At 66.2% G+C, this 21,851-nt stretch carries 20 protein-coding genes, 1 other RNA gene and 1 pseudogene; 6 read left to right on the top strand and 16 right to left on the bottom strand.

Annotation, left to right across the window (positions count from 1 at the left end):
• Nucleotides 1-54: 54 nt before the first annotated feature.
• The 11 genes from rsmH to KW830_RS14125 all read right to left on the bottom strand — a co-directional run bounded on the left by rsmH (nt 55) and on the right by KW830_RS14125 (nt 10,564).
• Nucleotides 55-984: a 16S rRNA (cytosine(1402)-N(4))-methyltransferase RsmH gene (rsmH, locus tag KW830_RS14175; protein WP_218333526.1), complete on the bottom strand. Its 930-nt coding sequence runs from the start codon at nt 982-984 to the stop codon at nt 55-57.
• Between the two features lie 12 nt (nt 985-996).
• Nucleotides 997-1,425, bottom strand: coding sequence for a division/cell wall cluster transcriptional repressor MraZ (mraZ, locus tag KW830_RS14170; protein WP_066537794.1), 429 nt, complete (start codon nt 1,423-1,425; stop codon nt 997-999).
• Nucleotides 1,426-1,745: 320 nt separating this feature from the next.
• On the bottom strand, nt 1,746-3,065 hold the full coding sequence (gene hslU, locus KW830_RS14165; RefSeq protein WP_066537796.1) for an ATP-dependent protease ATPase subunit HslU: 1,320 nt from the start codon (nt 3,063-3,065) through the stop codon (nt 1,746-1,748).
• Nucleotides 3,066-3,141: 76 nt separating this feature from the next.
• Nucleotides 3,142-3,687: an ATP-dependent protease subunit HslV gene (gene hslV, locus KW830_RS14160; protein WP_066537798.1), complete on the bottom strand. Its 546-nt coding sequence runs from the start codon at nt 3,685-3,687 to the stop codon at nt 3,142-3,144.
• Nucleotides 3,688-3,799: 112 nt separating this feature from the next.
• A complete protein-coding gene (locus KW830_RS14155) occupies nt 3,800-4,915 on the bottom strand; it encodes an STAS domain-containing protein (protein ID WP_218333525.1) in 1,116 nt (371 codons plus the stop codon).
• Between the two features lie 37 nt (nt 4,916-4,952).
• The gene (dksA, locus tag KW830_RS14150; RefSeq protein ID WP_218333524.1) at nt 4,953-5,678 is read right to left on the bottom strand and encodes an RNA polymerase-binding protein DksA; all 726 of its coding nucleotides are present in this window, start codon (nt 5,676-5,678) and stop codon (nt 4,953-4,955) included.
• Between the two features lie 272 nt (nt 5,679-5,950).
• Nucleotides 5,951-7,060 carry a GTP-binding protein gene (locus tag KW830_RS14145; protein ID WP_218333523.1) on the bottom strand — a complete coding sequence of 370 codons (1,110 nt, stop codon included), beginning with the start codon at nt 7,058-7,060 and terminating at the stop codon, nt 5,951-5,953.
• A gap of 265 nt (nt 7,061-7,325) precedes the next feature.
• Entirely contained in the window at nt 7,326-8,267 is a 942-nt protein-coding gene (locus tag KW830_RS14140) for a tyrosine recombinase XerC (RefSeq protein WP_218333795.1), read from the bottom strand.
• A 65-nt stretch (nt 8,268-8,332) separates the two neighbouring features.
• Nucleotides 8,333-9,031 carry a DUF484 family protein gene (locus KW830_RS14135; RefSeq protein ID WP_066537810.1) on the bottom strand — a complete coding sequence of 233 codons (699 nt, stop codon included), beginning with the start codon at nt 9,029-9,031 and terminating at the stop codon, nt 8,333-8,335.
• Nucleotides 9,028-9,903: a diaminopimelate epimerase gene (gene dapF / locus KW830_RS14130; protein WP_066537812.1), complete on the bottom strand. Its 876-nt coding sequence runs from the start codon at nt 9,901-9,903 to the stop codon at nt 9,028-9,030. Before dapF ends, KW830_RS14135 begins: the two co-directional genes overlap by 4 nt.
• A 28-nt stretch (nt 9,904-9,931) precedes the next feature.
• Nucleotides 9,932-10,564: a 2-hydroxychromene-2-carboxylate isomerase gene (locus tag KW830_RS14125; protein ID WP_066537814.1), complete on the bottom strand. Its 633-nt coding sequence runs from the start codon at nt 10,562-10,564 to the stop codon at nt 9,932-9,934.
• A gap of 21 nt (nt 10,565-10,585) precedes the next feature.
• Between KW830_RS14125 and KW830_RS14120 the strand changes: the two genes are divergently transcribed.
• Nucleotides 10,586-12,154, top strand: coding sequence for an NAD(P)/FAD-dependent oxidoreductase (locus KW830_RS14120; RefSeq protein WP_218333522.1), 1,569 nt, complete (start codon nt 10,586-10,588; stop codon nt 12,152-12,154).
• A gap of 90 nt (nt 12,155-12,244) precedes the next feature.
• On the opposite strand, the gene KW830_RS14115 is transcribed toward KW830_RS14120, so the two are convergent.
• Nucleotides 12,245-12,832: a YSC84-related protein gene (locus tag KW830_RS14115; RefSeq protein ID WP_066537824.1), complete on the bottom strand. Its 588-nt coding sequence runs from the start codon at nt 12,830-12,832 to the stop codon at nt 12,245-12,247.
• Nucleotides 12,833-13,146: 314 nt separating this feature from the next.
• Between KW830_RS14115 and KW830_RS14110 the strand changes: the two genes are divergently transcribed.
• Nucleotides 13,147-13,539, top strand: a complete 393-nt coding sequence (locus KW830_RS14110) for a DoxX family protein (RefSeq protein WP_218333521.1) — start codon at nt 13,147-13,149, stop codon at nt 13,537-13,539.
• A gap of 135 nt (nt 13,540-13,674) precedes the next feature.
• On the opposite strand, the gene KW830_RS14105 is transcribed toward KW830_RS14110, so the two are convergent.
• The gene (locus KW830_RS14105; protein ID WP_066537826.1) at nt 13,675-14,676 is read right to left on the bottom strand and encodes a tripartite tricarboxylate transporter substrate binding protein; all 1,002 of its coding nucleotides are present in this window, start codon (nt 14,674-14,676) and stop codon (nt 13,675-13,677) included.
• A 145-nt stretch (nt 14,677-14,821) separates the two neighbouring features.
• On the opposite strand from KW830_RS14105, the gene KW830_RS14100 reads away from it, so the two are divergent.
• Both KW830_RS14100 and KW830_RS14095 read left to right on the top strand, forming a co-directional pair.
• On the top strand, nt 14,822-16,498 hold the full coding sequence (locus tag KW830_RS14100) for an MBL fold metallo-hydrolase (RefSeq protein WP_218333520.1): 1,677 nt from the start codon (nt 14,822-14,824) through the stop codon (nt 16,496-16,498).
• A 102-nt stretch (nt 16,499-16,600) separates the two neighbouring features.
• A complete protein-coding gene (locus KW830_RS14095) occupies nt 16,601-17,386 on the top strand; it encodes an RNA pseudouridine synthase (RefSeq protein ID WP_066537830.1) in 786 nt (261 codons plus the stop codon).
• A 384-nt stretch (nt 17,387-17,770) separates the two neighbouring features.
• On the opposite strand, the gene rnpB is transcribed toward KW830_RS14095, so the two are convergent.
• Nucleotides 17,771-18,109: RNase P RNA component class A (gene rnpB / locus KW830_RS14090), an RNA gene on the bottom strand.
• Between the two features lie 60 nt (nt 18,110-18,169).
• Nucleotides 18,170-18,334, bottom strand: a complete 165-nt coding sequence (locus tag KW830_RS14085) for a hypothetical protein (RefSeq protein ID WP_255578401.1) — start codon at nt 18,332-18,334, stop codon at nt 18,170-18,172.
• Between the two features lie 268 nt (nt 18,335-18,602).
• Between KW830_RS14085 and cysK the strand changes: the two genes are divergently transcribed.
• Together cysK and KW830_RS14075 are read left to right on the top strand one after the other, a co-directional pair.
• Complete coding sequence (gene cysK / locus KW830_RS14080) at nt 18,603-19,523, top strand: cysteine synthase A (protein WP_066542020.1); 921 nt, start codon at nt 18,603-18,605, stop codon at nt 19,521-19,523.
• 155 nt (nt 19,524-19,678) lie between these two features.
• Nucleotides 19,679-20,815: pseudogene (locus KW830_RS14075) on the top strand (sterol desaturase family protein); the annotation flags it as partial.
• 27 nt (nt 20,816-20,842) lie between these two features.
• Here KW830_RS14075 and KW830_RS14070 read toward each other — a convergent pair.
• A complete protein-coding gene (locus KW830_RS14070) occupies nt 20,843-21,799 on the bottom strand; it encodes an N-carbamoyl-D-amino-acid hydrolase (RefSeq protein ID WP_218333517.1) in 957 nt (318 codons plus the stop codon).
• Between the last annotated feature and the right edge of the window lie 52 nt (nt 21,800-21,851).

The raw sequence follows: 21,851 nt of genomic DNA, 5'->3' as shown, positions 1-21,851 counted from the left end.
CTTCCTCCCGCTGCCAGGCAGCCAGGTGGATGGAAGCAGTGCGCAGCGGCCAGATCATGCAGGCACCTCGGTGCGCTCGGCCACGCGCATCACGGCGCTGCGTGAACGCGGATTGCCCTCGATTTCCTTTGCGCTGGGCTTGATGCGTTCCAGCGCCTTCAGGCGCATGGGCTGGGGCGCGGCAAACGGCGCCCTGCGGTCATACACCTCTTTGGAATGCTGGGCGATGAACTGCTTGACGATGCGGTCTTCCAGCGAGTGGAAGCTGATCACAGCCAGGCGACCGCCCGGCTGCAGCACCTTCAACGCGGCGGCCAGCGCCTGCTGCAGCTCTTCGAGCTCGGCATTGATGAAAATCCGAAAAGCCTGAAAGGTCCGCGTGGCAGGGTTCTGGCCTGCCTCCCGTGTGCGGACCGCACCAGCCACGATGCTGGCCAGCTCGGCAGTGGTGGTGAGAGGGCCTTTTTCTGTGCGCCGAGCAACAATCGCCTTTGCAATGGGCCCAGCAAACCGTTCTTCGCCATAGTCACGTATCACCTCCGCGATCTGGTGCACCTCCGCATCGGCCAGCCAGTCGGCCACGCTCTGGCCACGGGTGGTGTCCATGCGCATGTCCAGAGGGCCGTCGAAACGGAAGCTGAAACCCCGCTCGGGGCTGTCGATCTGGGGCGAACTCACGCCCAGGTCCATCAGCACGCCGGCACAGCTGCCTGCGGGCAATTCGTCCAGATGGCGGAAGCCTTCGTGGCGGATGGAAAAACGCGGGTCCGTGATGCGTGCCGCCTCGGCAATCGCTTCCGGGTCTTTATCGAAAGCGACCAGGCGGCCATCCGGCCCCAGTCGCTGCAAAATCTTGCGGGAATGGCCGCCACGGCCAAAAGTCGCATCCACCCACTGACCGGCGGGCGAAGGCCCGGCCGCACCCAGCAGGGCGTCCACGGCTTCGTCCAACAGGACGGTGATGTGTTGGAGGGGCTGGTTCAACGCTCGCCCTTTTCAAAAAGCAAAATCCTGGAAAACGTTCGGCATGTCGGCCTGCATGGCCTCTGCCTCCTGTGCTTCGTAAGTGGCGCGGTCCCACAGCTCGAAGTGGTTGCCCATGCCCAGCAACACCACCTCTTTGCTCAGCCCCACGGCCTGGCGCAGCTCGGGTGCCACCAGCACGCGGCCGGTGCCATCCATGTCCACATCCTGGGCATTGCCCAGAAAGATGCGCTTCCACCACTGCGCGGACATGGGCAGCTCTGCGATGCGTTCGCGGAACTTCAGCCATTCAGGACGGGGAAACAACATGAGGCAGCCGTGGGGATGCTTGGTGATGGTGATCTGGCCTTCGGCCATGGCCAGGAGGGCGTCACGATGCCGGGTCGGCACTGAAAGCCGCCCCTTCGCATCCAGACTCAGCGAAGACGCCCCTTGAAACACGGTTGTTGACCCCGGCTAGGTTGAACCTTGCGACCTCTGCGCCTGGGCTGCAGAGGCAACTTTCACCACTTAATTGCACTTTTTTGCACTGTAGCAGCAAATCCGGTTCTTGCCTCGACGCCTGTCACAAACATTTGCAATGAAATCAACAACTTAGGGTGAAGATTTCTATAGCAGATACACAAAAGTCCTTTGTCTACAAGAACTTAGGCGGTAGTGCACAGACAAAGCTTGAGCTCGGGAATTAATTGCATTTCGCAAACAAAACGCCCCTGCCGTCGCGAGGACCGCAGGGGGCGTGGCGTGCAATCGGGGTCAGATCACAAGATGAAGCGCGACAAATCCTCGTCCTGGCTGAGCATCTGGAGCCGCTCATCGACGTAGGCGGCGTCGATGGTGATGGTCTGGCCCGCCAGCTTGGCGGCGTCAAAGCTCACCTCGTCCAGCAGACGTTCCATGACCGTGGACAGGCGGCGGGCCCCGATGTTCTCGGTGCGCTCGTTCACCTGGAAGGCCGTGTGGGCCAGGCGGGTGATGCCTTCGGGGGTGAACGTCAGTGTCACCCCCTCAGTGGCCAGCAGCGCCTGGTACTGCTTGACCAGCGAGGCATGGGTCTGCGTGAGGATGGCTTCGAAGTCCTGCACCGACAGCGACGCCAGCTCCACCCGGATGGGAAAGCGCCCCTGCAGCTCCGGAATCAGATCGCTGGGTTTGGACAGGTGGAAGGCGCCCGAGGCGATGAACAGAATATGGTCGGTCTTGACCATGCCGTACTTGGTAGACACCGTAGTGCCTTCCACCAGCGGCAGCAGATCGCGCTGCACGCCCTGGCGCGACACGTCGGAGCCGCTGGTTTCCTGGCGCGTGGCCACCTTGTCGATCTCGTCGATGAAGACAATGCCGTTCTGTTCGGCGTTGGCAATGGCGCGGGTCTTGATGTCGTCCTCATTGACCAGCTTGGCCGCTTCCTCGTCGGTCAGCAGCTTCAATGCCTCCTGGATGGGCAGCTTGCGCGTCTTGCGTTTTTCCTGGCCCATCTGGCTGAACATGCCGCGCAGCTGCTCGGTCATCTCCTCCATGCCCTGGGGGCCCATGATTTCCAGCGCCGGACGGGCTTCGGCCAGATCGATCTCGATCTCCTTGTCGTCCAGCTCGCCCTGGCGCAGCTTCTTGCGGAACACCTGGCGCGTGGCATTGTCGGCCGGCACGGCATCGTGCGTGCGGGCCTGGGGCAGCAGCACGTCCAGGATGCGTTCTTCGGCAGCATCTTCGGCGCGCACGCGCAACTTCTTGATCTCGGCTTCGCGCGTCTGCTTGACGGCGATTTCAGCCAGATCGCGGATGATGGCATCCACGTCCTTGCCCACATAGCCGACTTCGGTGAACTTGGTGGCTTCCACCTTGATGAAAGGCGCATCGGCCAGCTTGGCCAGGCGGCGCGCGATCTCGGTCTTGCCCACGCCGGTGGGGCCGATCATCAGGATGTTCTTGGGCGTGATTTCCTGGCGCAGCCCATCGGGCACCTGCTGGCGGCGCCAGCGGTTGCGCAGCGCAATGGCCACGGCGCGCTTGGCGCCGGGCTGGCCGACGATGTGGTGGTCCAGCTCGGAGACGATTTCCTGCGGGGTCATGGACGACATGGCTTTAAGACTCAAATGGGCGTCCTGTGCGGCGAGCGCGAGCACAGGGCGCTATCAAAACAATGGAGAAACCGGTTTACAGCGTCTCGATGGTGTGGTGCATATTGGTGTAGATGCACAGCTCGCCGGCGATCTCCAGCGACTTCTTGACCACCTCTTCGGCCGACAGCTCGGTGTGGTTCAACAGCGCCTTGGCGGCCGAATGGGCATAGGCCCCGCCGGAACCGATGGCCACGATGCCCTGCTCGGGCTCCAGCACATCGCCGTTGCCGGTGATGATCAGGGACGCCGAGGCATCGGCCACGGCCAGCATGGCCTCCAGGCGACGCAGCACACGGTCGGTGCGCCAGTCCTTGGTCAGCTCGATGGCCGCGCGCGTCAGGTGGCCCTGGTGCTTTTCCAGCTTGGCCTCGAACCGCTCGAACAGCGTGAAGGCATCGGCCGTGGCGCCGGCAAAGCCGGCCAGCACCTTGCCATGGTAGAGCTTGCGCACCTTGCGGGCCGTGCCCTTGACAACGATGTTGCCTAGCGTGACCTGGCCGTCGCCGCCGATGGCGACCTGGATGCCGTCCGGCGTTTCGCGCCGCACGCTGAGGATGGTGGTGCCGTGATACTGTTCCATAGCTTCCATATATCGAGGCGATTGAGCCGCTTGCAAGAGGCCGGAGCACAGTTTTTTTGGCCTGGGCAAGGCACGCGTTCCAGCCTCCCGCCACCGGCGACACGCCGCCCCCTCAGGGCGCGCGCAGCTGCAGCTTGGCGTGGGCCTCGATGCCGATCACCTGCAGGAACACCGCCACCAGATGGTGCAGCTGGGTGAAGCGCAGCTGGTGACCCAGGACCTGCATCTCGGCCGCCCAGTTCAGCACCATGCCGGCAGCCACAAAGTCCAGGCGGATCAGGCGCTCGCAGGAAATCTCCAGCGGCGTGCCCAAGCGCGCACGGGCCTGCAAGGCCTGCAGCCAGGGGGTGGCATCCCCTTCGATCACCCCTGCCAGCCCGTCCCGCGCGGTGGGCTGAAGCCTTGCCGCCATGTCCAGGGACGCCATGCCCAGCTGCTGCGGCATGGAGAACCACACCGGCGCCGCATGGCCGAAATAGCTCGCCCAGTCCAGCGCCAGCGGCTCGAACCCTTCTTCATCGCCAATGGCACGGTACAGGTCCAGCACCACCTGCCAGATGCCTGCCACCGCCCGGCGGTCCACCGGCGCATGGTCCAGGCCCTGCACCAGCAGCTCCAGCAGGCGCGCCTTGGCACCATCCAGATCGCCATGGGCAAACAGGATGGCGGCTTCTTCAATATCGGGCGTGATGGCAAAGCCCTCACCGTCCGCGGTGCCGAACGGCACGGGGGGCACCCGGCTTTCCTCGCCCAGCGTGGGAATCGCCTGCCACTGGGCCGCCGTCATGCCGGGCGGCCGGCCCGGTGCCGGGCTGGACGCCGCAGCGCGGGCGTCTGCAACCGGAGGCACGGCGTCGGTCACCGGCGCGGAGCCATCGGCAGTGCGCAGCCATTGCTGCGCCATCTGCGCTTCGATGGCATCGATTTTTCGCAAGGTGGTGGTGCCGTGGTCTTCGGCGTCCAGCGCCGAAGGCAAAAACGCCGAAGCCGGCATGCGTGCCGGGGGGCCGCCGCGGCCGCTTTGGCTGCGAAGCTGCCGCAGCTCGGCAAATTCCTGGGCACGGATGGCGTCGTCGCGGCGCTTGCGCTCCACCATCTGGTGCAGGGCCTCTTTACCAGACCCTTCATCGCTGGCAGCCAGGTCAGCAGGCTCCTGCGCGGAGGAGCCCGTGACCTTCTGCAACATCTTGGAGAGAAAACCGCCTGTCTTGCCTGATTCCTGGTTCATGGTGTCCTGCAACGGTGGGCGGTGGATCCGGGGAGGATCAGTCTCCAAACATCTTTTGCTTCAGCTCGCGGCGCTGCTGGGCTTCCAGCGACAGCGTGGCCGTGGGACGGGCCAGCAGACGGCCAACGCCGATGGGCTCGCCGGTTTCGTCGCAGTAACCGTAGTCGCCGGCGTCGATGCGGGCGATGGACTGTTCGATCTTCTTCAGCAGCTTGCGCTCGCGGTCGCGGGTGCGCAGTTCCAGGGCGTGTTCTTCCTCAATGGTGGCACGATCGGCGGGATCGGGCACCACCACGGTGTCTTCGCGCAGGTTTTCAGCCGTCTCGCCCGCGTTGTTGTGCATGTCCTGCTTGAGCTGCACCAGCTTGTGGCGGAAGAACGCCATCTGCTTGTCGTTCATGTACTCCTCGTCGGGCATGGCAATGACTTCGGCATCGCTCAGCTCTTCGGCAGACTTGGTCTTCCAGTTGTTGGCCAGCTTGGGGTCACGCTTGAGCACGGCGGCTGTGGGGGCAGAGATAGTGGAAGGCATGGCTTTCGTGCTTGTGGGCTTGGCAGCCGTCGAAGCGGCTGCCAGAGGCTGGGTTGAGGCGCTGCGCGCAGGGCTGCGCGCAGGGGAAACGGCGGGGGCTGCCGCAGCCTTGGGCTGTGCGGCCACCTTCTTGGCAGCGGCCTTGACAGGCGTCTTCGCGGCTGCGGCTTTGGGGGCCGCAGGTGCAGCCACTTTGGGTGTGGCTTTCTTCTTGCTGGTCTCGGCTGTCACGTCCTGTCTCCTCACAGTATGACCGTCCCAGTCTGTCTTCCCCGTGGGCAGACCGACCGGGTTCTCTTTAGGGGCGGGATTGTAGCCATCTCCAACAATACCTAACGCAAAGTTGCGGATATCACACAACCAGCTTTGGTAAGACCATGTAAATCGCCCGCCCTCTCCCGCATGGCTGCGAGAGGTGGCGGGCGATTCTGCGCCGGTGCGGCAGCAGCCCCGCGGCCGGCCAGAGGCCCGGCCGCGACCGGCGGCAAACCACAAAGCAGGGTTTATGCCAGGCTTTGTTCCAGGCCTTGCTTGAAGATGTCCTGCGGCAGGTCAATGCCGATGAACACCATGCGGCTTTCACGCGCCTCACCGGCTTCCCACTCCGGCCCCAGGTCACTGCCCATCAGCTGGTGCACACCCTGGAAGATCACCTTGCGCTCGGTGCCCTTCATGTTCAGCACCCCTTTGTAGCGCAGCATGCGCGGGCCGTAGATGTTGACGATGGCGCCCAGGAAGTCCTCCAGCTTGGCCGGGTCGAACGGACGGCTGGCACGGTAGACGAAGCTCTTCACATCGTCGTCATGGTGGTGGTGGTGCGGGTGCTTGCACTCCGCGCCATGGGCAGGTTCATGGTCGCAGTGCTTGCCGTGTTCGTGGTGGTGGGCATGGCCGTGATCGTGGTCATGTTCGCACTTGCCGTGATCGTGGTCGCAGTGGCTGTGGTCGTGCTCGTCGGCCTTGAGGAAATCGGGATCGATGTCCAGCTTGGCGTTCAGATTGAAGCCGCGCAGGTCAAACACTTCGGACAGCGGCACGTCGCCGAAATGCACGGCCTGGATGGGCGCGCGCGGGTTCATGTGCTTGAGGCGGTGGACCAGTGCCTCCTTGTCGGCGGCGCTAACCAGGTCGGTCTTGGTCAGGAAGATCTGGTCGGCAAAGCCCACCTGGCGGCGTGCTTCCTGGCGGTCGTCCAGCTGCTGGTTGGCGTGCTTGGCATCCACCAGGGTGATGATGGAGTCGATCAGATAGCTTTCGGCGATCTCGTCGTCCATGAAGAAGGTCTGCGCCACCGGGCCGGGGTCGGCCAGGCCGGTGGTCTCGATCACGATGCGGTCGAACTCCACCAGCCCCTTGCGGCGCTTGGCGGCCAGCAGTTGCAGGGCTTCGCGCAGGTCTTCGCGGATGGTGCAGCAGATGCAGCCATTGCTCATCTGCAGGATCTGTTCCTTGGATTCGGTCTTCAGAATGTCGGTGTCGATGTTCTCTTCGCCGAATTCGTTTTCGATCACGGCGATCTTCATGCCGTGGGATTCGCTGAGCACGCGCTTGAGCAAGGTGGTCTTGCCCGAGCCCAGGAAGCCGGTGAGGATGCTGACGGGAATCAGTGCCATGGTGGTATGCCTTGTAATCTGGCGCGGCAGCCGCACCGGGCCGCCGCGAAACGGGGAAAAACAGCAATCAGCTGGAGGCGCTACCCGAAAATTCCAGGGCGCGCAACAACAGTCAGTGTAGCCAGCCGGTCAAGTGCCCTGCGCCCATGGGGGCGTCCACCTTGCGGGTGCTATCGATCGCCCCACAGCGCTGCGCCGCCACAGGCAGCTATCAAATCAGGAAGCCACGGCGACGGTGGGCAGGGGCCATCGTCCTCTGCCACACTCACTCCTTGCGCTTGGCGCGTGGGTGGGCCTGCTCGTAGGCCTGGGCCAGGTGCTGGAAATCCAGCCGGGTATAGACCTGGGTGGTGGCGATGTTGGCATGGCCCAGCAGCTCCTGCACGGCACGCAGGTCACCGCTGCTTTGCAGCATGTGGCTGGCAAAGGAATGGCGCAGCACATGCGGGTGCACCGGCTGCGCCAGGCCCGCCTGCTGGCCGCGCTGGCGCAGCCGCGCCCAGGCGGTCTGGGCCGACATGCGCCCACCCCGGGCGCCCACGAACAGCGCGGGCTCTGCCCAATCGGGCTCGAAGGGCTCGGCACGGCGGCGCAGCCAGCGCTGCAAGGCCGCCAGCGCATGCTTGCCCACCGGCACGGTGCGGCGCTTGCCGCCCTTGCCCAGCACATGGGCTTCGGCCGCCTCCCAGTCGATCCAGCCGCTTTGCGCCGCGTCGCCGGGCCGCAGATTCAGGCCCACCAGCTCGCCCACGCGCAGGCCGCTGCTGTAAAGCAGCTCGGTCATGGCTGCGTCGCGCGCCTCGGTCCAGGGGTCGGCATCGTCGTTGCGGAAACCGGCCAGCTGCACCGCATCGTCCACCCCCAGGGCCTTGGGCAGGGGCTTGGCCTGTTTGGGCGCCCGCACCCCCTGCACCGGGTTGTGCGGCACCAGCCCCTGCTGCGCCGCCCAGTGAAAGAAGCCGCGCCAGCCCGAGAGAATCAGCGCAATCCCCCGCCCGCTGCGTCCCTGGCCGTGCATCTGGGCCACAAAGCGGCGTATCTGCACCGGCTGCAGCTGCAGCAGCGGGGTCTGCACGGTCTGTGCCAGCGTGCTCAGGCGCTCCAGATCCAAGGTGTACAGGGCCAGCGTGCGGGCCGACAGGCGCTTTTCCACCCGCACATGCTCCAGGTACTGGCCCGCCACGGCGTCCAGCACCGGGTGCGCCATGGCAGGCTGGCCGGCGCGGGGACGCCCTGCGGTAAGCCGACCGGTGGCCGCCATGGTGGTGCCCGTCAGTTGCCGGGGGTGATGCGCAGGCGGCCCAGGGCCGCGCTGGCATGTTCGGCAATGCGCGCCAGAAACTCGGTACCCATGGTGGCATCGAAACGCAGCGGATCGGGCGAGCCCAGCACCAGCAGGCCGAAGGCCGGGGCCGCACTGTCGTTCGGGCCTTCGCGCAGCGTCAGCAGCGCCAGCGACTGCACTTCGCTGGGCTTGGACAGCCAGCTGGTGGGCTCGAAGCCCAGGTTGGGACCGCAGAACGGCATGGTCAGCGAGGTGGCGAAGGACTTGGCATCGTCGCTCACGCCCATGGTGTACATGCCGCCCTGGTAGGGGCCGGCCACATCCCACACGCGCACCGCCACCTGGGGCACCTCGAATTCGCGCTGGATGCCTTCGCTGACCGTGTGCGGCAGCTGGCGTGGGTCCTGGACCTTGGCCAGTGCACAGCTCCAGCGGTGGATCTTGTGGGCAATGCTGGCGTTGTCGCTGCTGTTGCGCACCATTTCCATGATGCGCTGCTCCATGCCCTTGATCTTGTCGCGCAGCATCTCGGCCTGGCGTTCCTGCAGGCTGACGGCACGTCCGCCGTGGCCGCTGCTCAGCTGCACGGTCGACAACAGCTCGGCGTGGCGTTCAAAGAATTCGGGGTGCTGCCGCAGGTAGTCGGCAATGCTGTCGTCATTCATGGTGGAGACGTTGGAAGTCATAAAGCGTCAGGAATCTCGATCTGGCCTTCGAACACCGTGGTGGCCGGGCCGGTCATGAACACATGGTCTTGCGCGCCGCCCTCCCAGGCGATCGTCAGCAAGCCCCCCCGGGTTTGTACATCGACACGCGCATCCAGCAAACCCTGCTGGATGCCGGCGACCACGGCCGCGCAGGCGCCGGTGCCGCAGGCCAGGGTCTCGCCCGAGCCACGTTCATAGACGCGCAGCTTGGTCTGCGCGCGGTTTTGCACCTGCAGAAAGCCCGCGTTCACGCGTTGCGGAAAACGCACATGGCGCTCCACCTGCGGGCCCACCACCGCCACGGGGAACTGGTCGACATCGTCCACCAGCTGCACCGCGTGCGGATTGCCCATGGAGACCACCACGACCTCGACCTGGGCAGGCGCCGGTGCCGCCAGCGCCAGCGGCCAGACCTGGGCCCGGTGGCGCGTGGCCGCCGCCAGCCCGCTGGCGTCGAAGGGCACGCGCGGGGCATCCAGCACCGGCAGGCCCATGTCCACGGTGACGCGGCCATCCGGTGTGAGCTGGGGGGCGATCACCCCGCTGAGCGTCTGCACGCGGATGGTGGTCTTGTCGGTCAGGCCCTTGTCATACACAAAGCGGGCAAAGCAGCGCGAGCCGTTGCCGCACTGCTCCACCTCACCGCCGTCGGCGTTGTGGATCACGTATTCAAAATCCACGCCGTCGGCGGGCGAAGGGCGCACCGTCAGGATCTGGTCGGCGCCCACGCCGAAATGGCGGTCCGCCAGAAAGCGGTACTGCGCCGCCGTCAGGCCCAGGCGGCCTTGCGTCTCGTCGAGCACGACAAAGTCGTTGCCCGCGCCCTGCATCTTGGTGAAGCGAATGTGCATGGTGTGGCAGAGGGTGGATCAGGCCCTGTCAGGCCTTGGCAGCGGCCAGCTTGGCCAGTGCGCGGTCGACGAACGGCAGGCGGTCCTGGCCCCAGAAACGCTCGCCGTTCAGGATGAAGGTGGGGGCGCCAAACACGCCCAGGGCCACGGCTTCCTCGCTGTTGGCCTGGTACTGGGCCTGCACCTCGGCCGAGGTTTCCAGCGCATGCAGGGCAGCACCGTCATAGCCGGCTTCGTTGGCCACGGCAATGCGCACCGCCGCGTCGGAGGTCTTGCGCTCTTCGGCCCACAGGGCACGCAGCAGCGCATGCGACAACGGGAAGGCATCCAGGCCCTGCAGCTGGGCGGCAATCACCATCCAGCCCGGGGTCTTGTTCCAGTTCACGTCGTCGGCCACACCCTGGGGATAGTGGGCTGGCACCAGGTTCAGCGGCAGGCCCAGGTAGTCGCTCCAGCGTGCCAGCTCCAGCGCGTGGTAGGTCTTGCGGGGCTCGGGACGGGTCTTGAGCGGAATGCCGCCGGTCTGCGGCACCACCAGCTGGAAGTCATAAGGCTTGAGCACCAGCTTGACGCCGTGGCGGCGCACGATGTCCTGCAGTTGGGGGCCTCCGAGATAGGCCCAGGGAGAAGAAAGGCTATAGAAACAGTCAAGTTGGGTCATCCTTGGATTATCTTCCTACCTGTGACGAACGAAAGCCTTTCCCCCTCCTCTTCCGCCGAACTTCCTGCGGTTCCCCTCCAAACCCTGTCCAGCCCCCGCAACCAGCCCGCGCTCGAGGCCCTCGCCGCCGAGGCCCGCCGCGACCTGGAGCGCCTGAACTACCCTGCCCCCAACTGGGTGCAGGGCACGGCCGCAGCCGATGACCCCACCCTGGACGTGCTGGTGGTGGGCGCCGGCATGTGCGGCCAGACCGCGGGCTTTGCCCTGTTGCGCGAAGGCGTGCGCAAAATCCGCGTGATCGATGCCGCCGCCCGGGGCGACGAAGGCCCCTGGGCCACCTACGCCCGCATGCTGACGCTACGCAGCCCCAAGCAGCTGATCGGCCCCGACCTGGGCGTGCCCAGCCTCACCTTCCGCGCCTGGTACGAAGCCCAGCACGGCACCGGTGACATCTCGCCTTTCGATGCCGCCACCCCCGGATGGGCAGGGCTGCACAAGATCGGCCGCGTGGACTGGCGTGACTACCTGCTGTGGGTGCGCGACACCGCCGGGGTACAGGTGGAAAACGGCGTGCGCCTGCTGGAAGTCGGCGATGCCGACGGTGTGCTGACCGCCCGCCTGCAAGGCCCCCAGGGCGTGGAGACGGTGCGCACCCGCAAGATCATCCTGGCGCTGGGCCGCGATGGCAGCGGCGCCCCGCGCTGGCCGGATTTCCCCTCGCTGTCCATGCAGGACCCGCTGGCCGTCGGCCGCGTGTTCCACACCATGGATGCCATCGACTTCGACGCCCTGCGCGGCCGGCACATCGCCGTGCTGGGCGCCGGTGCCTCGGCTTTTGACAATGCCGCCTGCGCGCTGGAAGCCGGCGCCGCCGTCAGCCAGTTCGCCCGCCGCGCCGTGCTGCCGCAGATCAACAAGAGCAAGGCTGCCTCCTTTCCCGGCTTTTTGCGCGGTTACTCGGCACTGGACGATGCGCGCAAATGGCGCTTTTACACCTACATCTTCGACGAACAGGTGCCTCCGCCCTGGGAAACCGTGCGCCGCTGCGACGCCCACGACAGCTTCACGCTGCGCCTGGGCTGCGGCTGGAAGGATGTGCAGCCCCTGGCCGACGGCGTGGCCGTGACGCTGGCCGATGGCAGCGTGCAGCGCTTTGACGCCGTCATCCTGGGCACCGGCTTTGATGTGGACCTGCTGGACCGCCCCGAGCTGGCCCGCTACACCCCGCACATCGACACCTGGGGCCGCCATGTGTCCCCCGCCATGGCCGCCGCCCAGCCTGAACCGGCCCGCTTCCCCTATCTGGCGGCCAACTTCGCGCTCCAGAGCGCCGACGGCGACAAGGCCGAGGCCCTGTCGCGCCTGCACCTGTTCAACTGGGGCGCCACCATGAGCCATGCGGCCCTGGGCAGCGACATTCCCGGCCTGGGCATCGGCGCCACCCGCCTGGCGCAGGCCCTGGTGAGCGATCTGTTCGTGCAGGACGCCGATCTGCACTGGCAGAAGCTGCTGGAACACGACGAACCCGAGCTGATCGCCACCCGCTGGTACCAGCCCGCGCCCGGCGCCAGCACCGACTCGCCCACCTGAACGGCGGCGCATCCGATGGAACAAAAAAAGACCGGCCCAGGCCGGTCTTTTTTGCATGTTGCACCACACGATGGCGGCGCAGCTGCGCCGTCACATGCTGATCTTGCTGATCTTGCTGCCGTTGACGGACACGCCGGCTTCCAGACCGGTGTTGTTCAGCACATAGCTGCTGACCGGCGCGTTGGCCGTGGTGGTGTCGATGCCGCCATTGGCACCGGCCTTGCCCACGGCCACATTGGCATCGGCCCCCACGGACCAGCCATCGCTGTTCAGGAACTTGTTGTAGGCATCCTGCGAGCTGAAGACGTAGATGACCGCCTTGGATGCCCCGCCCGCCTGCCAGCCGATCGACGCTGCCGTCGTGCTGTAGTAGCCGCGCGTGGTGCCGTTGGCACGCAGCACGCACTTGCCGTGCTCGGCACCGATCACAAAGCTGCCGCCGATCACCGCCGGGCACACCAGCACGCCGCGCGACTTGGCCACCAGCTCGCGGGTGCCGGGCATGGCCTCATACAGCCGGTTCAGTGCGGCGGTGGACTGGGATTCCAGCTGTTCCTTGGTCTGCGGCGCGCTGCCCTTGCCCTGGGTCTGACCGGTGGAACTGCAACCTGCGATGCCCAGCGCAGCGGCAACCGCTGCGGCAGCCAGCCAGGTGGAACGGTGGGAAATTGCGACCATGTGGTACCTCCTCAGTAAGAAACGTCCGAAGAAAAAAGGGGCTGGAGCCCATCCTGCAACCCTGCGGGTGACAGGACGATGACCGTGCCCCTTCCGCGTACACGAAAGCGCTGTGGTCCGTGTCGGTGCTGCCCATGCTAGGCGTGCCGCGCCGGTTTGTGCGCCGTTGCATACGCTTTGCGCAAACCGCCTACACGGCAGATGGCATCTGCCTGTACACCGTAGCCGCTTTGCGCCGACAGCACCAGCGTGTTGCCCCGCAGCGCCGCCGGGCTGCATTACCATTCCCCCAGCTTTTTTGACGACAGGTGCCCATGAACAATCTGCTGCGTGTTTTCCACCACCCCCAGGCGGCCATGGTGCTGCTGCGTATCACCCTGGCTGTGCTGATGCTGTTCCACGGCTGGGCCAAGATCACCAAGGGGGTGGGCGGCATCGAATCGCTGGTGATGAAGGCCGGCCTGCCTGGCTGGGTGGCGTACGGCGTCTACCTGGGCGAAGTGGTGGCGCCGCTGCTGATGCTGGTGGGCCTGTGGGTGGTACCCGCCGCCATCGTGATGGCCATCAGCATGCTGTTTGCGCTGTTTCTGGTGCACACCGGGCAGTTCCTGGGGCTGCACCCCACGGGCGGCTGGGCGCTGGAGCTGCAGGCCTTCTATCTGGTCTGCGCCATCGTGGTGGCCATGGGCTACAGCAAGGGCAAATAGGCGTCTGGCGCTTTGACACCTGCGCGCCCTCCCCGGCGTCAGCAGACGGCAACAAAAAAGCGACAGGCCTGCCTGTCGCTTTGTGCATGCCGGCGCCGCCCGCGCCTGGTGCCGGGCGGGCGGCCGCGGCGCAGCTTACTGGATGGTGATCTTGGCCGCCTTCACGATCTCGGCCGACTTCAGGCGGTTTTCGTGCACGGTCTTGCGGAACTGCTCGGGCGTCTCGAAGCGCAGGCTGTTGCCGCTGTCTTCCAGGCGCTTCTTGATCTCGGGCTGGTGCAGCACCTGCTGGATGGCCGCGTTCAGCTTGTTGACGATGGGCGCCGGCGTGCCCTTGGGGGCCCACAGGCCGAACCAGATGGCGCTGTCAAAACCCTTGGTGCCGGGCAGACCGCTGGCGGCCACGGGCGGCACTTCAGGCACGGCCGCAATCGGCTTGGCGGTGGTGGCGGCCAGCAGCTTGAGCTTGCCGCTCTTGTAGTGGGGCAGCACGGTCTGCACCTGGTTCATGATGCAGCAGGTCTCGCCGCGCAGCACCGAGGTGATGGCTTCCGGACCGCCCTTGTAGGGCACATGCACCATGTCCAGGCCCAGGCGCCAGTTCAGCTCGGCAAACGCCATGTGCGTGCCGGTGCCATTGCCCGTCGAGGCAAAGTTGTACTTGCCGGGGTTGGCTTTGACTTCCTTGACGAACTCGGCCAGCGAATTCACCTTGATCACATCCGGGTTGATGGTCAGCACATTCGACACATCGACCACCGGGGCCACGGCCTCGAAGTCCTTCTCCACGTCAAACGGCAGCTTGGGGTAGAGGGCGGCATTGGTGCCGTGGGTGGCCGCCGTACCGAACACCAGGGTGTAACCGTCCGGCTTGGCGCGGGCCACATACTCGCTGGCGATGTTGCCGGCCGCCCCGGGCTTGTAGTCGATGATCACGGTCTGGCCGATCAGCTTGGACAGCGGCTCTTGGATCAGGCGCGCCACCACATCCACGCCGGAGCCGGCGTTGAAGGTCATGATGATGGTCACCGGCTGGTGGCTGGGCCAGTCACCCTGCGCCAGCACGGCGGGGGCGGAAGTGGTCAGGGCAGCGGCGGCAAAGGCGCCCAGCAGGGTGCGGCGGTGAAAAACGGTCATGGGTGATGGCCTCAGCAAGCGGATCGGGTCTGATCTGGATCAATGACAGCCATGGTAGCCGTCCTTTCATAAGATTCCGGCATGTGTTTATATGCATGGCTGCAGGTGACAGACGTGCACGCCGCACCGCCCCAATAATGTGGCCATGCCCCGCGACCACCTGCTCCTCCACCCCCAGCGCGTCCCCGTCACGCCGCTGGACGCGTCCACCCTGCTGCTGCTGCGCGACCTGCCGGACGGCGGCTGTGAAGTGCTGATGACCCGCCGCTCCGAGCGCGCCAGCTTCGCGCCGGGCATGTATGTCTTCCCCGGCGGCGGCATCGAGGCCCAGGACGCACAGGCCGGCGACGATGTGGTGCGCAGCCGCGACGGGCTGGACGCCACCGGCCGCACGGCCGCCACCGCGGCATTGCGCGAAACCTTCGAGGAAATGGGCCTGCTGCTGGCCGTGCATGCCGACGGTAGCCCCGCCACCCAGGCCGATGTGGATGCGCTGGACCGCCATGCCCCGCTGTGGCCCCAGTTGCGCGCGCGCGGCCTGCGGCTGGACGTGGCCCAGCTGTGGCAGATCGGCCACTTCACCGCCGACCGCAACCTGCCCAAGCGCTTTGCCGTGCCCTTTTTTGTGGCCCGCATGCCGTCCGGCCAGACACCGGAGCCCGACAACCGCGAGCAGTTCGAGCCCGTCTGGGTGCAGCCGGCCCGGGCGCTGGAGCGCTTCCAGGCCCGGCAGATGCCCATGATCTTCCCCACCATCCGCACCCTGACGCGGCTGGCCCAGCTGGGCAGCACCGAAGGCGTGCTGGCGGCCGTGGTCAACGGTCCGCTGTGGAAGCATTCGCCCCGCACCGGCCTGCAAAGCGGCAAGGAAGCGCGTTTTACCGAGGACGAAGCCCCCTACGGCGAGCTGGCCATGGTCTGCCCCGACGGCCAATGCCTGCACCCGCTCGACTGGCAGAGCGAACACCCCGTACCGCTGCGCAAGAACCTGCTGCGTCTGACGGCCCCCAACGCCAGCGTGATGACCGGTCCCGGCACCAACAGCTATCTGGTGGGGGAGGCGGCCACGGGCTTCATCGCCATCGACCCCGGTCCGGCCGATGCCGCCCACATCCAGCGCCTGTACGACGCCGCGGGCGGCGATATCCGCGCCATCGTCTGCACCCATTCCCATGCCGACCATGCCCCCGGGGCCTTTGTGCTGCAGCAGCTGTGCCAGGACCGGGGCGTCCCCCGCCCCCAGATCCACGGCCTGCCGTCCGCCCCCACGGCCTCGGCATCTGCCCGGTTCACCCCGGATCTGGCACTGCAGGATGGAGAGCGTCTGGTGCTGTCTGCCCCGCCGCCGGCAGGCCAGGACCTCCCCGTCACCCACACCCTGCGCGCCGTGTTCACGCCCGGCCACGCCGCCAACCATGTCTGCCTGGTGCTGGAAGAGGACGAGCTGCTGTTCAGCGGCGACCACATCCTGAACGGCAGCACGCCCATCGTGAACCCGCCGGACGGCAATATGGACGCCTACCTGCGCTCGCTGGACACGCTGGATGCCATCTGTGCGCAGGAAGAGATCGACTTCATCCTGCCCGCCCACGGCTATGTGTTGGGCGCCGCGCGCGCGGTGATCGCCCGCCTGAGAAACCACCGCCTGGCACGCGAGGCCAAGGTGCTGGCCGCCATGCAGGCCCTGCCCGGCGGCAGCATACAGGACTGGGTGCAGCACGCCTACGCCGACACCCCCCAGCCGCTGTGGAAGCTCGCAGAACGCAGCCTGCTGGCCCATGTGGAGCGCATCCAGGCGCTGGGGCTGGCACCGGCTGCCTGACGCTGGCACCTCACCGGATCCGCACACGACAACCCCGCTTTTTGGCCGTCGCAGATACCGCGAGGCCCACAGGCCATCGCGGGCCTCGTAGACTGCGCGCTTATGTCACCGACTGAACACCCCGAAGCACAGGACGAAGGCGTCCGCCTGTCCAAACGCCTGGCCGCCCAGCTGGGCTGCTCGCGCGCCGAAGCCGAGCTTTACATTGAAAGCGGCGCCGTGCAGGTGGACGGCATCACCGTCCAGACCCCTGCCACCCGCGTGCGGCCGCAGCAAGCCGTCAGCGTCAAGGAAGGCGCCAAACCCGAAGGCGCGCCCCCCGTCACCTTGCTGCTGCACAAGCCCGCCGGCTACACCGTGCGCAACCCCCAGGGCGCACGCGGCCACACCCGTGGCAAGGTGGGCAATGCCTACGATCTGCTGGTGCCCGAGAACCTGGCCGATGTGGACACGCCAGCGCCCATCCTGGTGCTACAAAAGCATTTCAAGAACCTGGAATGCCTGCTGCCCATTCCGGTGCCCGCCAGCGGCCTGATGGTGTTCACACAGGACCACCGCGTGGCGCGCAAGCTGCAGGAAGAAGCGCTGTACCTGGAGCAGGAATGCATTGTCGAAGTGCGCGGCACCATCGATGAAGGCGGCCTGGAGCGCCTGTGCGACGGCACCTCCATCGACGGCAAGCGCCTGCCCCGCATCAAGGTCAGCTGGCAGAACGAAACCCATCTGCGCTTTGCGCTCAAAGGCATCTTTCCCGAAGAGATTGCCGAGATGTGCGAATGCGTGGGCCTGGAAGTGATCGGCATGAAGCGCCAGCGCATCGGCCGCATCTCGGTGGCCAAGCTGCCCGAGGGACAGTGGCGCTACGCCATGCCCTGGGAGCGGTTCTAACCCCCCGTTGCGGCGCGGCGTCCCGCCGGGCGAGGCCCCCGCCCGCACCACCGGCGTGCCGCCAGCCTGCGGCGGCGGCCGCACCCGCCGCCCGGCCATGGCGCAGTGCGGTGAATCGCCCACCGGCGCGCCCCTGCGCCGCGGCCCGCCATCTGGCAAATTCTTTTCAGCGCCGCCACCGCCTGCACGTGCAAATGCATAGCTGCGGATGCGCGCACAGCCTTCTCTCCAATGAGAAACACCTGGAAGCCAGGATGACTGGTGTTCGTATTGATCCGGAAAGTTGAAAAATTCTTTTCAGCTTGCGCGCCGCCCACGTCATCCACGGAAACAAAAACCGCGCTCCCAGTGGCTGGAAGCGCGGTTTTTGTGTGGAATCTAAAAGTGTGAAGTTCGCCTGTAAGCCGGATTCTGTGCACAACGGTTGCCCGCTGCGTGACCGCCATTACTCTGGGCTGGGGGTCGCCCCACCAGCTCGATGCTACCTACCCGCACACTCCGGGGGCCCCGTCAACGTGTGCCTACTTGGTATTGCTGCGCGTAGAGATTGCCCGTTTCACCCTGGATGGTCTGCCTTGCGGCACTCCTGCCAGACTCGTCTCTGTTGCTCTGATCCTCACCTCACGGTGGACAGCCGTTAGCTGCTACGCCGCCCTATGCAGTCCGGACGTTCCTCCAGTGCGGCCTTTCGGCACTAGCACCAGCGGCGGTCCAGCGAACTTCACGGCGCCATTATCGCCCGTCTGGCGCCCGTCTGCCGGCAGGTCTGGACACAACCCTGCGCTACAGCAGGTTCAGGATGCTGTAGCCCATCAACAGCAGCAGGCAGATCACGGCCACCAGCATGGTCCAGGGGCCCCAACGTCGGTCACGGTAGGAAAAGCCGACCATCAACAGCACGCAGCACGCGCCCAGCAGCAGCATGGTGTTATTGAACGTGAGCAACAAGGGGAACCTCCTTTGCATAAAACACCTGGCCATTGTTTCGCGCCGCAGGCGTTTGCGGGCCACCGATCACCCGGCGCTTGATGTGCATCAAGCGCAAGCTGCAGTTTCTGCGCGGCACACGGCTTTGGCAGCCCGGACAAGCCCGTAGCCAGGGGAGCACCACAGGCTGCCACCGACCCCTTCTGCAGGGCATATTCATATTCCGTCCAGGCGGAACAAGTGCGCCACAATGGCCGTTCCCGAATTCCACCCACCTGCTGGAGAGACCATGAAATTCGACAACGTTCTGCAAACCATCGGCAACACGCCTGCCATCCGCATCAACCGCCTCTACGGTGCAGGCGCCAATGTCTGGATCAAGTCCGAGCGTGGCAACCCGGGTGGCTCCATCAAGGACCGCATTGCGCTGTCCATGGTGGAGGATGCGGAGAAGTCCGGCGCGCTGAAGCCCGGCGGCGTGATCATCGAGCCGACCAGCGGCAACACCGGCGTGGGCCTGGCCCTGGTGGCCGCCGTCAAGGGCTACAAGCTGGTCCTGGTGATGCCCGAGAGCATGTCCATCGAACGCCGCCGCCTGATGCTGGCCTATGGCGCCACGTTCGACCTGACACCCAAGGAAAAGGGCATGAAGGGCGCCATCGCCCGCGCGCAGGAACTGGCCGCACAGACGCCCGGTGCCTGGATTCCCCAGCAGTTCGAAAACCCCGCCAACGTGGCGGTGCACGAAGCCACCACGGCCCAGGAAGTGCTGAAGGACTTCCCCGAAGGCATTGATGTACTGATCACCGGCGTGGGCACGGGGGGTCACCTGACCGGCGTGGCCCGGGTGCTCAAGGCCAAGTTCCCCAATCTGAAGGTGTTTGCTGTAGAGCCTGCGGCTTCGCCCGTGATCTCCGGCGGCCAGCCTGCGCCCCACCCCATCCAGGGCATTGGCGCCGGCTTTGTGCCCAAGAACCTGGACACCAGCCTGCTGGACGGCGTGATCCAGGTGGATGCCGAACCCGCCCGTGAATACGCCCGCCGCGTGGCGCGCGAAGAAGGTCTGCTGGTCGGTATCTCCTCGGGCGCCACGCTGGCCGCGATCGCACAGAAGCTGCCTGAGCTGCCCGCAGGCGCCAAGGTGCTGGGCTTTGCCTACGACACCGGCGAGCGCTATCTGTCGGTGGAAGGCTTCCTGCCCACCGCCTGAGCGCCGGCCACGCCGCCCCAGACAACCGCCTGAGCGCTTCCGCCAGGCGGTTTTTTGTTGCCACCCCATGGGCACCGGTGCAGCACCCCGCCTGCGCGCGCAACTAGGGTTCCCGCCAAGCCGGTGCCTGCCATCCGCGCCCAGAATCGGGCGCCATGCTCTCACCCAGCCAAATCATTGTTCTGGCCCTCCCGGTGTTCCTCGCATTGATGGCCGTGGAATGGGCCATCGGCCGCCGGCGCGGACGCAACACCTACGCACTGGCCGATGCCATCACCTCGCTGAACCTGGGCGTGCTGAGCCAGACCAGCGCGGTCTTCACCAAGCTGCTGACGCTGGGCATCTACACCGCCGTGGCCCACCACGCGGCCCTGTGGCGCCATGACGCCTTCTGGTTCAGCCTGCCCGGCTGGCTGCTGGCCCTGCTGCTCTACGACTTCTGCTATTACTGGCTGCACCGCATGGGGCACGAAGTTGCCGTGCTGTGGGCGGCCCATGTGGTGCACCACCAGAGCCAGGACTACAACCTGTCCACCGCGCTGCGCCAGACCAGCTCCGGCGCGCTGCTGGCCTGGGTCTTCTACCTGCCGATGGCGCTGCTGGGCGTGCCGCCGCTGGTCTTTGCCGTGGTCGGCCTGATCGATCTGCTCTACCAGTTCTGGATCCACACCGAACAGGTGCGCCGCCTGGGCTGGTTTGACCGCTGGTTCTGCTCCCCCAGCAACCACCGCGTGCACCACGCCGTCAACGACGCCTATGTGGACAAGAACTACGGCGGCATCCTGATCGTGTGGGACCGGCTGTTCGGCACATTCAAGGAAGAAGACCCACACGACCCCTGCGTCTACGGCACCCGCGGCCTGCTCAACAGCTGGGACCCGCTGTGGGCCAATGCCGCCGTCTACCGCCAGCTGGTGCACGACAGCTGGCAGGCACGCCGCTGGAGCGACAAGGCTAGGGTCTGGCTGATGCCCCCCGGCTGGCAGCCGGCCGATGTGGCGCTGCGTTTCCCGAAGCCGGCGTTCGACCTGGCGGCACACCGCCAGCGGTTCGCCCCGCCCATGGGCCGCGCGCTGCGCCTGTTTGCGATGCTGGACTTTGCGGCCCTGGTGGGGGGCGCCGTCGCTTTTCTCTGGCAGGCCGACCAGGCCCCGCTGTCACGCAACCTCTGGGGCTTTGGCGTGCTGCTGGCCGGGCAGTGGACACTGGGCGCCGCCATGCAAAGCCGCATGCACTGGGGCCTGGCGCTGGCCCTGCAGGCAGCGGCAGCGGGTCTGGCCGCCCTGGCGCTGCGCTAGCGCCATGCCAGGGCCGTGGGTTCAGGCCGTGGTCCAGGGCGAGCCATCCGCCGCCAGCTTCTCGCCCTTGCGGGCTGTGACCAGGCCATAGCATTCCGGATGGCGGTGCAGATCGAAGTCGAACGTGGTGCGCTTGTACACGGCGCAGAAATCCAGGTCGGCGCGGCCCAGCACCACTTCGTCGTCCTTGGTCGTGCAGCGCGCCACCACCTCGCCGCTGGGCGCCACCAGCAGGCTGCCGGCAATGCTGTCCACGCCCTCCTCCACGCCGCCCTTGGCCACGCTGGCCACCCAGCAACCGTTCTGGTAGGCCCCGGCCTGCACCGCCAGCTGGTTGTGGAACAGCGAGAGGTCATCATGCTGCGGCGCCGGCGCGTTGTGCACGGGCGTGTTGTAGCCGATGAAGATCATCTCCGCGCCCTGCAGCGCCATCACACGGTAGCTCTCGGCCCAGCGGCGGTCGTTGCACAGCGCCATGCCCATGGTGCCGCCAAAGGCCTGGTACACATCGAAGGACTTGCCCGGCGTGAAATAGCGTTTTTCCAAATGTTGGAACTGGCGCCAGGGTTCGTGCTCGAAGTGACCCGGCACATGGATCTTGCGGTACTTGCCGACAATGCTGCCGGTCTTGTCCACCAGAATGGCTGTGTTGTACTGCATCAGCCGGCCGGCTTCCTCGGCCAGCTCGGCGTAGCCCAGGTAAAAGCCGATGCCCAGCGCCTTGGACAGCTCGAACAGCGGCAGCACCTCGGCATTGGGCATGCTGCGCTCGTAGTAGCGGTGCAGCTCGGCCTGGTCCTCGATGTACCAGCGCGGGAAGAAGGTGGTCAGCGCCAGCTCGGGGTAGACGATCACATCGGCCCCCAGGCTTTTGGCCTCGTGCATCATGGCGCACAGGCGCTGCACCACGCTGGCGCGGGAGTCGGCTTTCTGCACCGGGCCCAGCTGGCCCAGGGCAACGTTGACGATACGGGTCATTTCACATTCGCTTTCTATGGGGTGGACACGGCCCGGGCCGCTGCACGGCGCC

This window comes from Comamonas sp. CMM03, assembly GCF_019218715.1.
Taxonomy (GTDB): Bacteria; Pseudomonadota; Gammaproteobacteria; order Burkholderiales; family Burkholderiaceae_C; genus Comamonas; species Comamonas terrigena.
The sequence above is the reverse complement of the archived record's forward strand: the minus strand, read 5'-3'. Positions and strand labels throughout refer to the sequence as shown.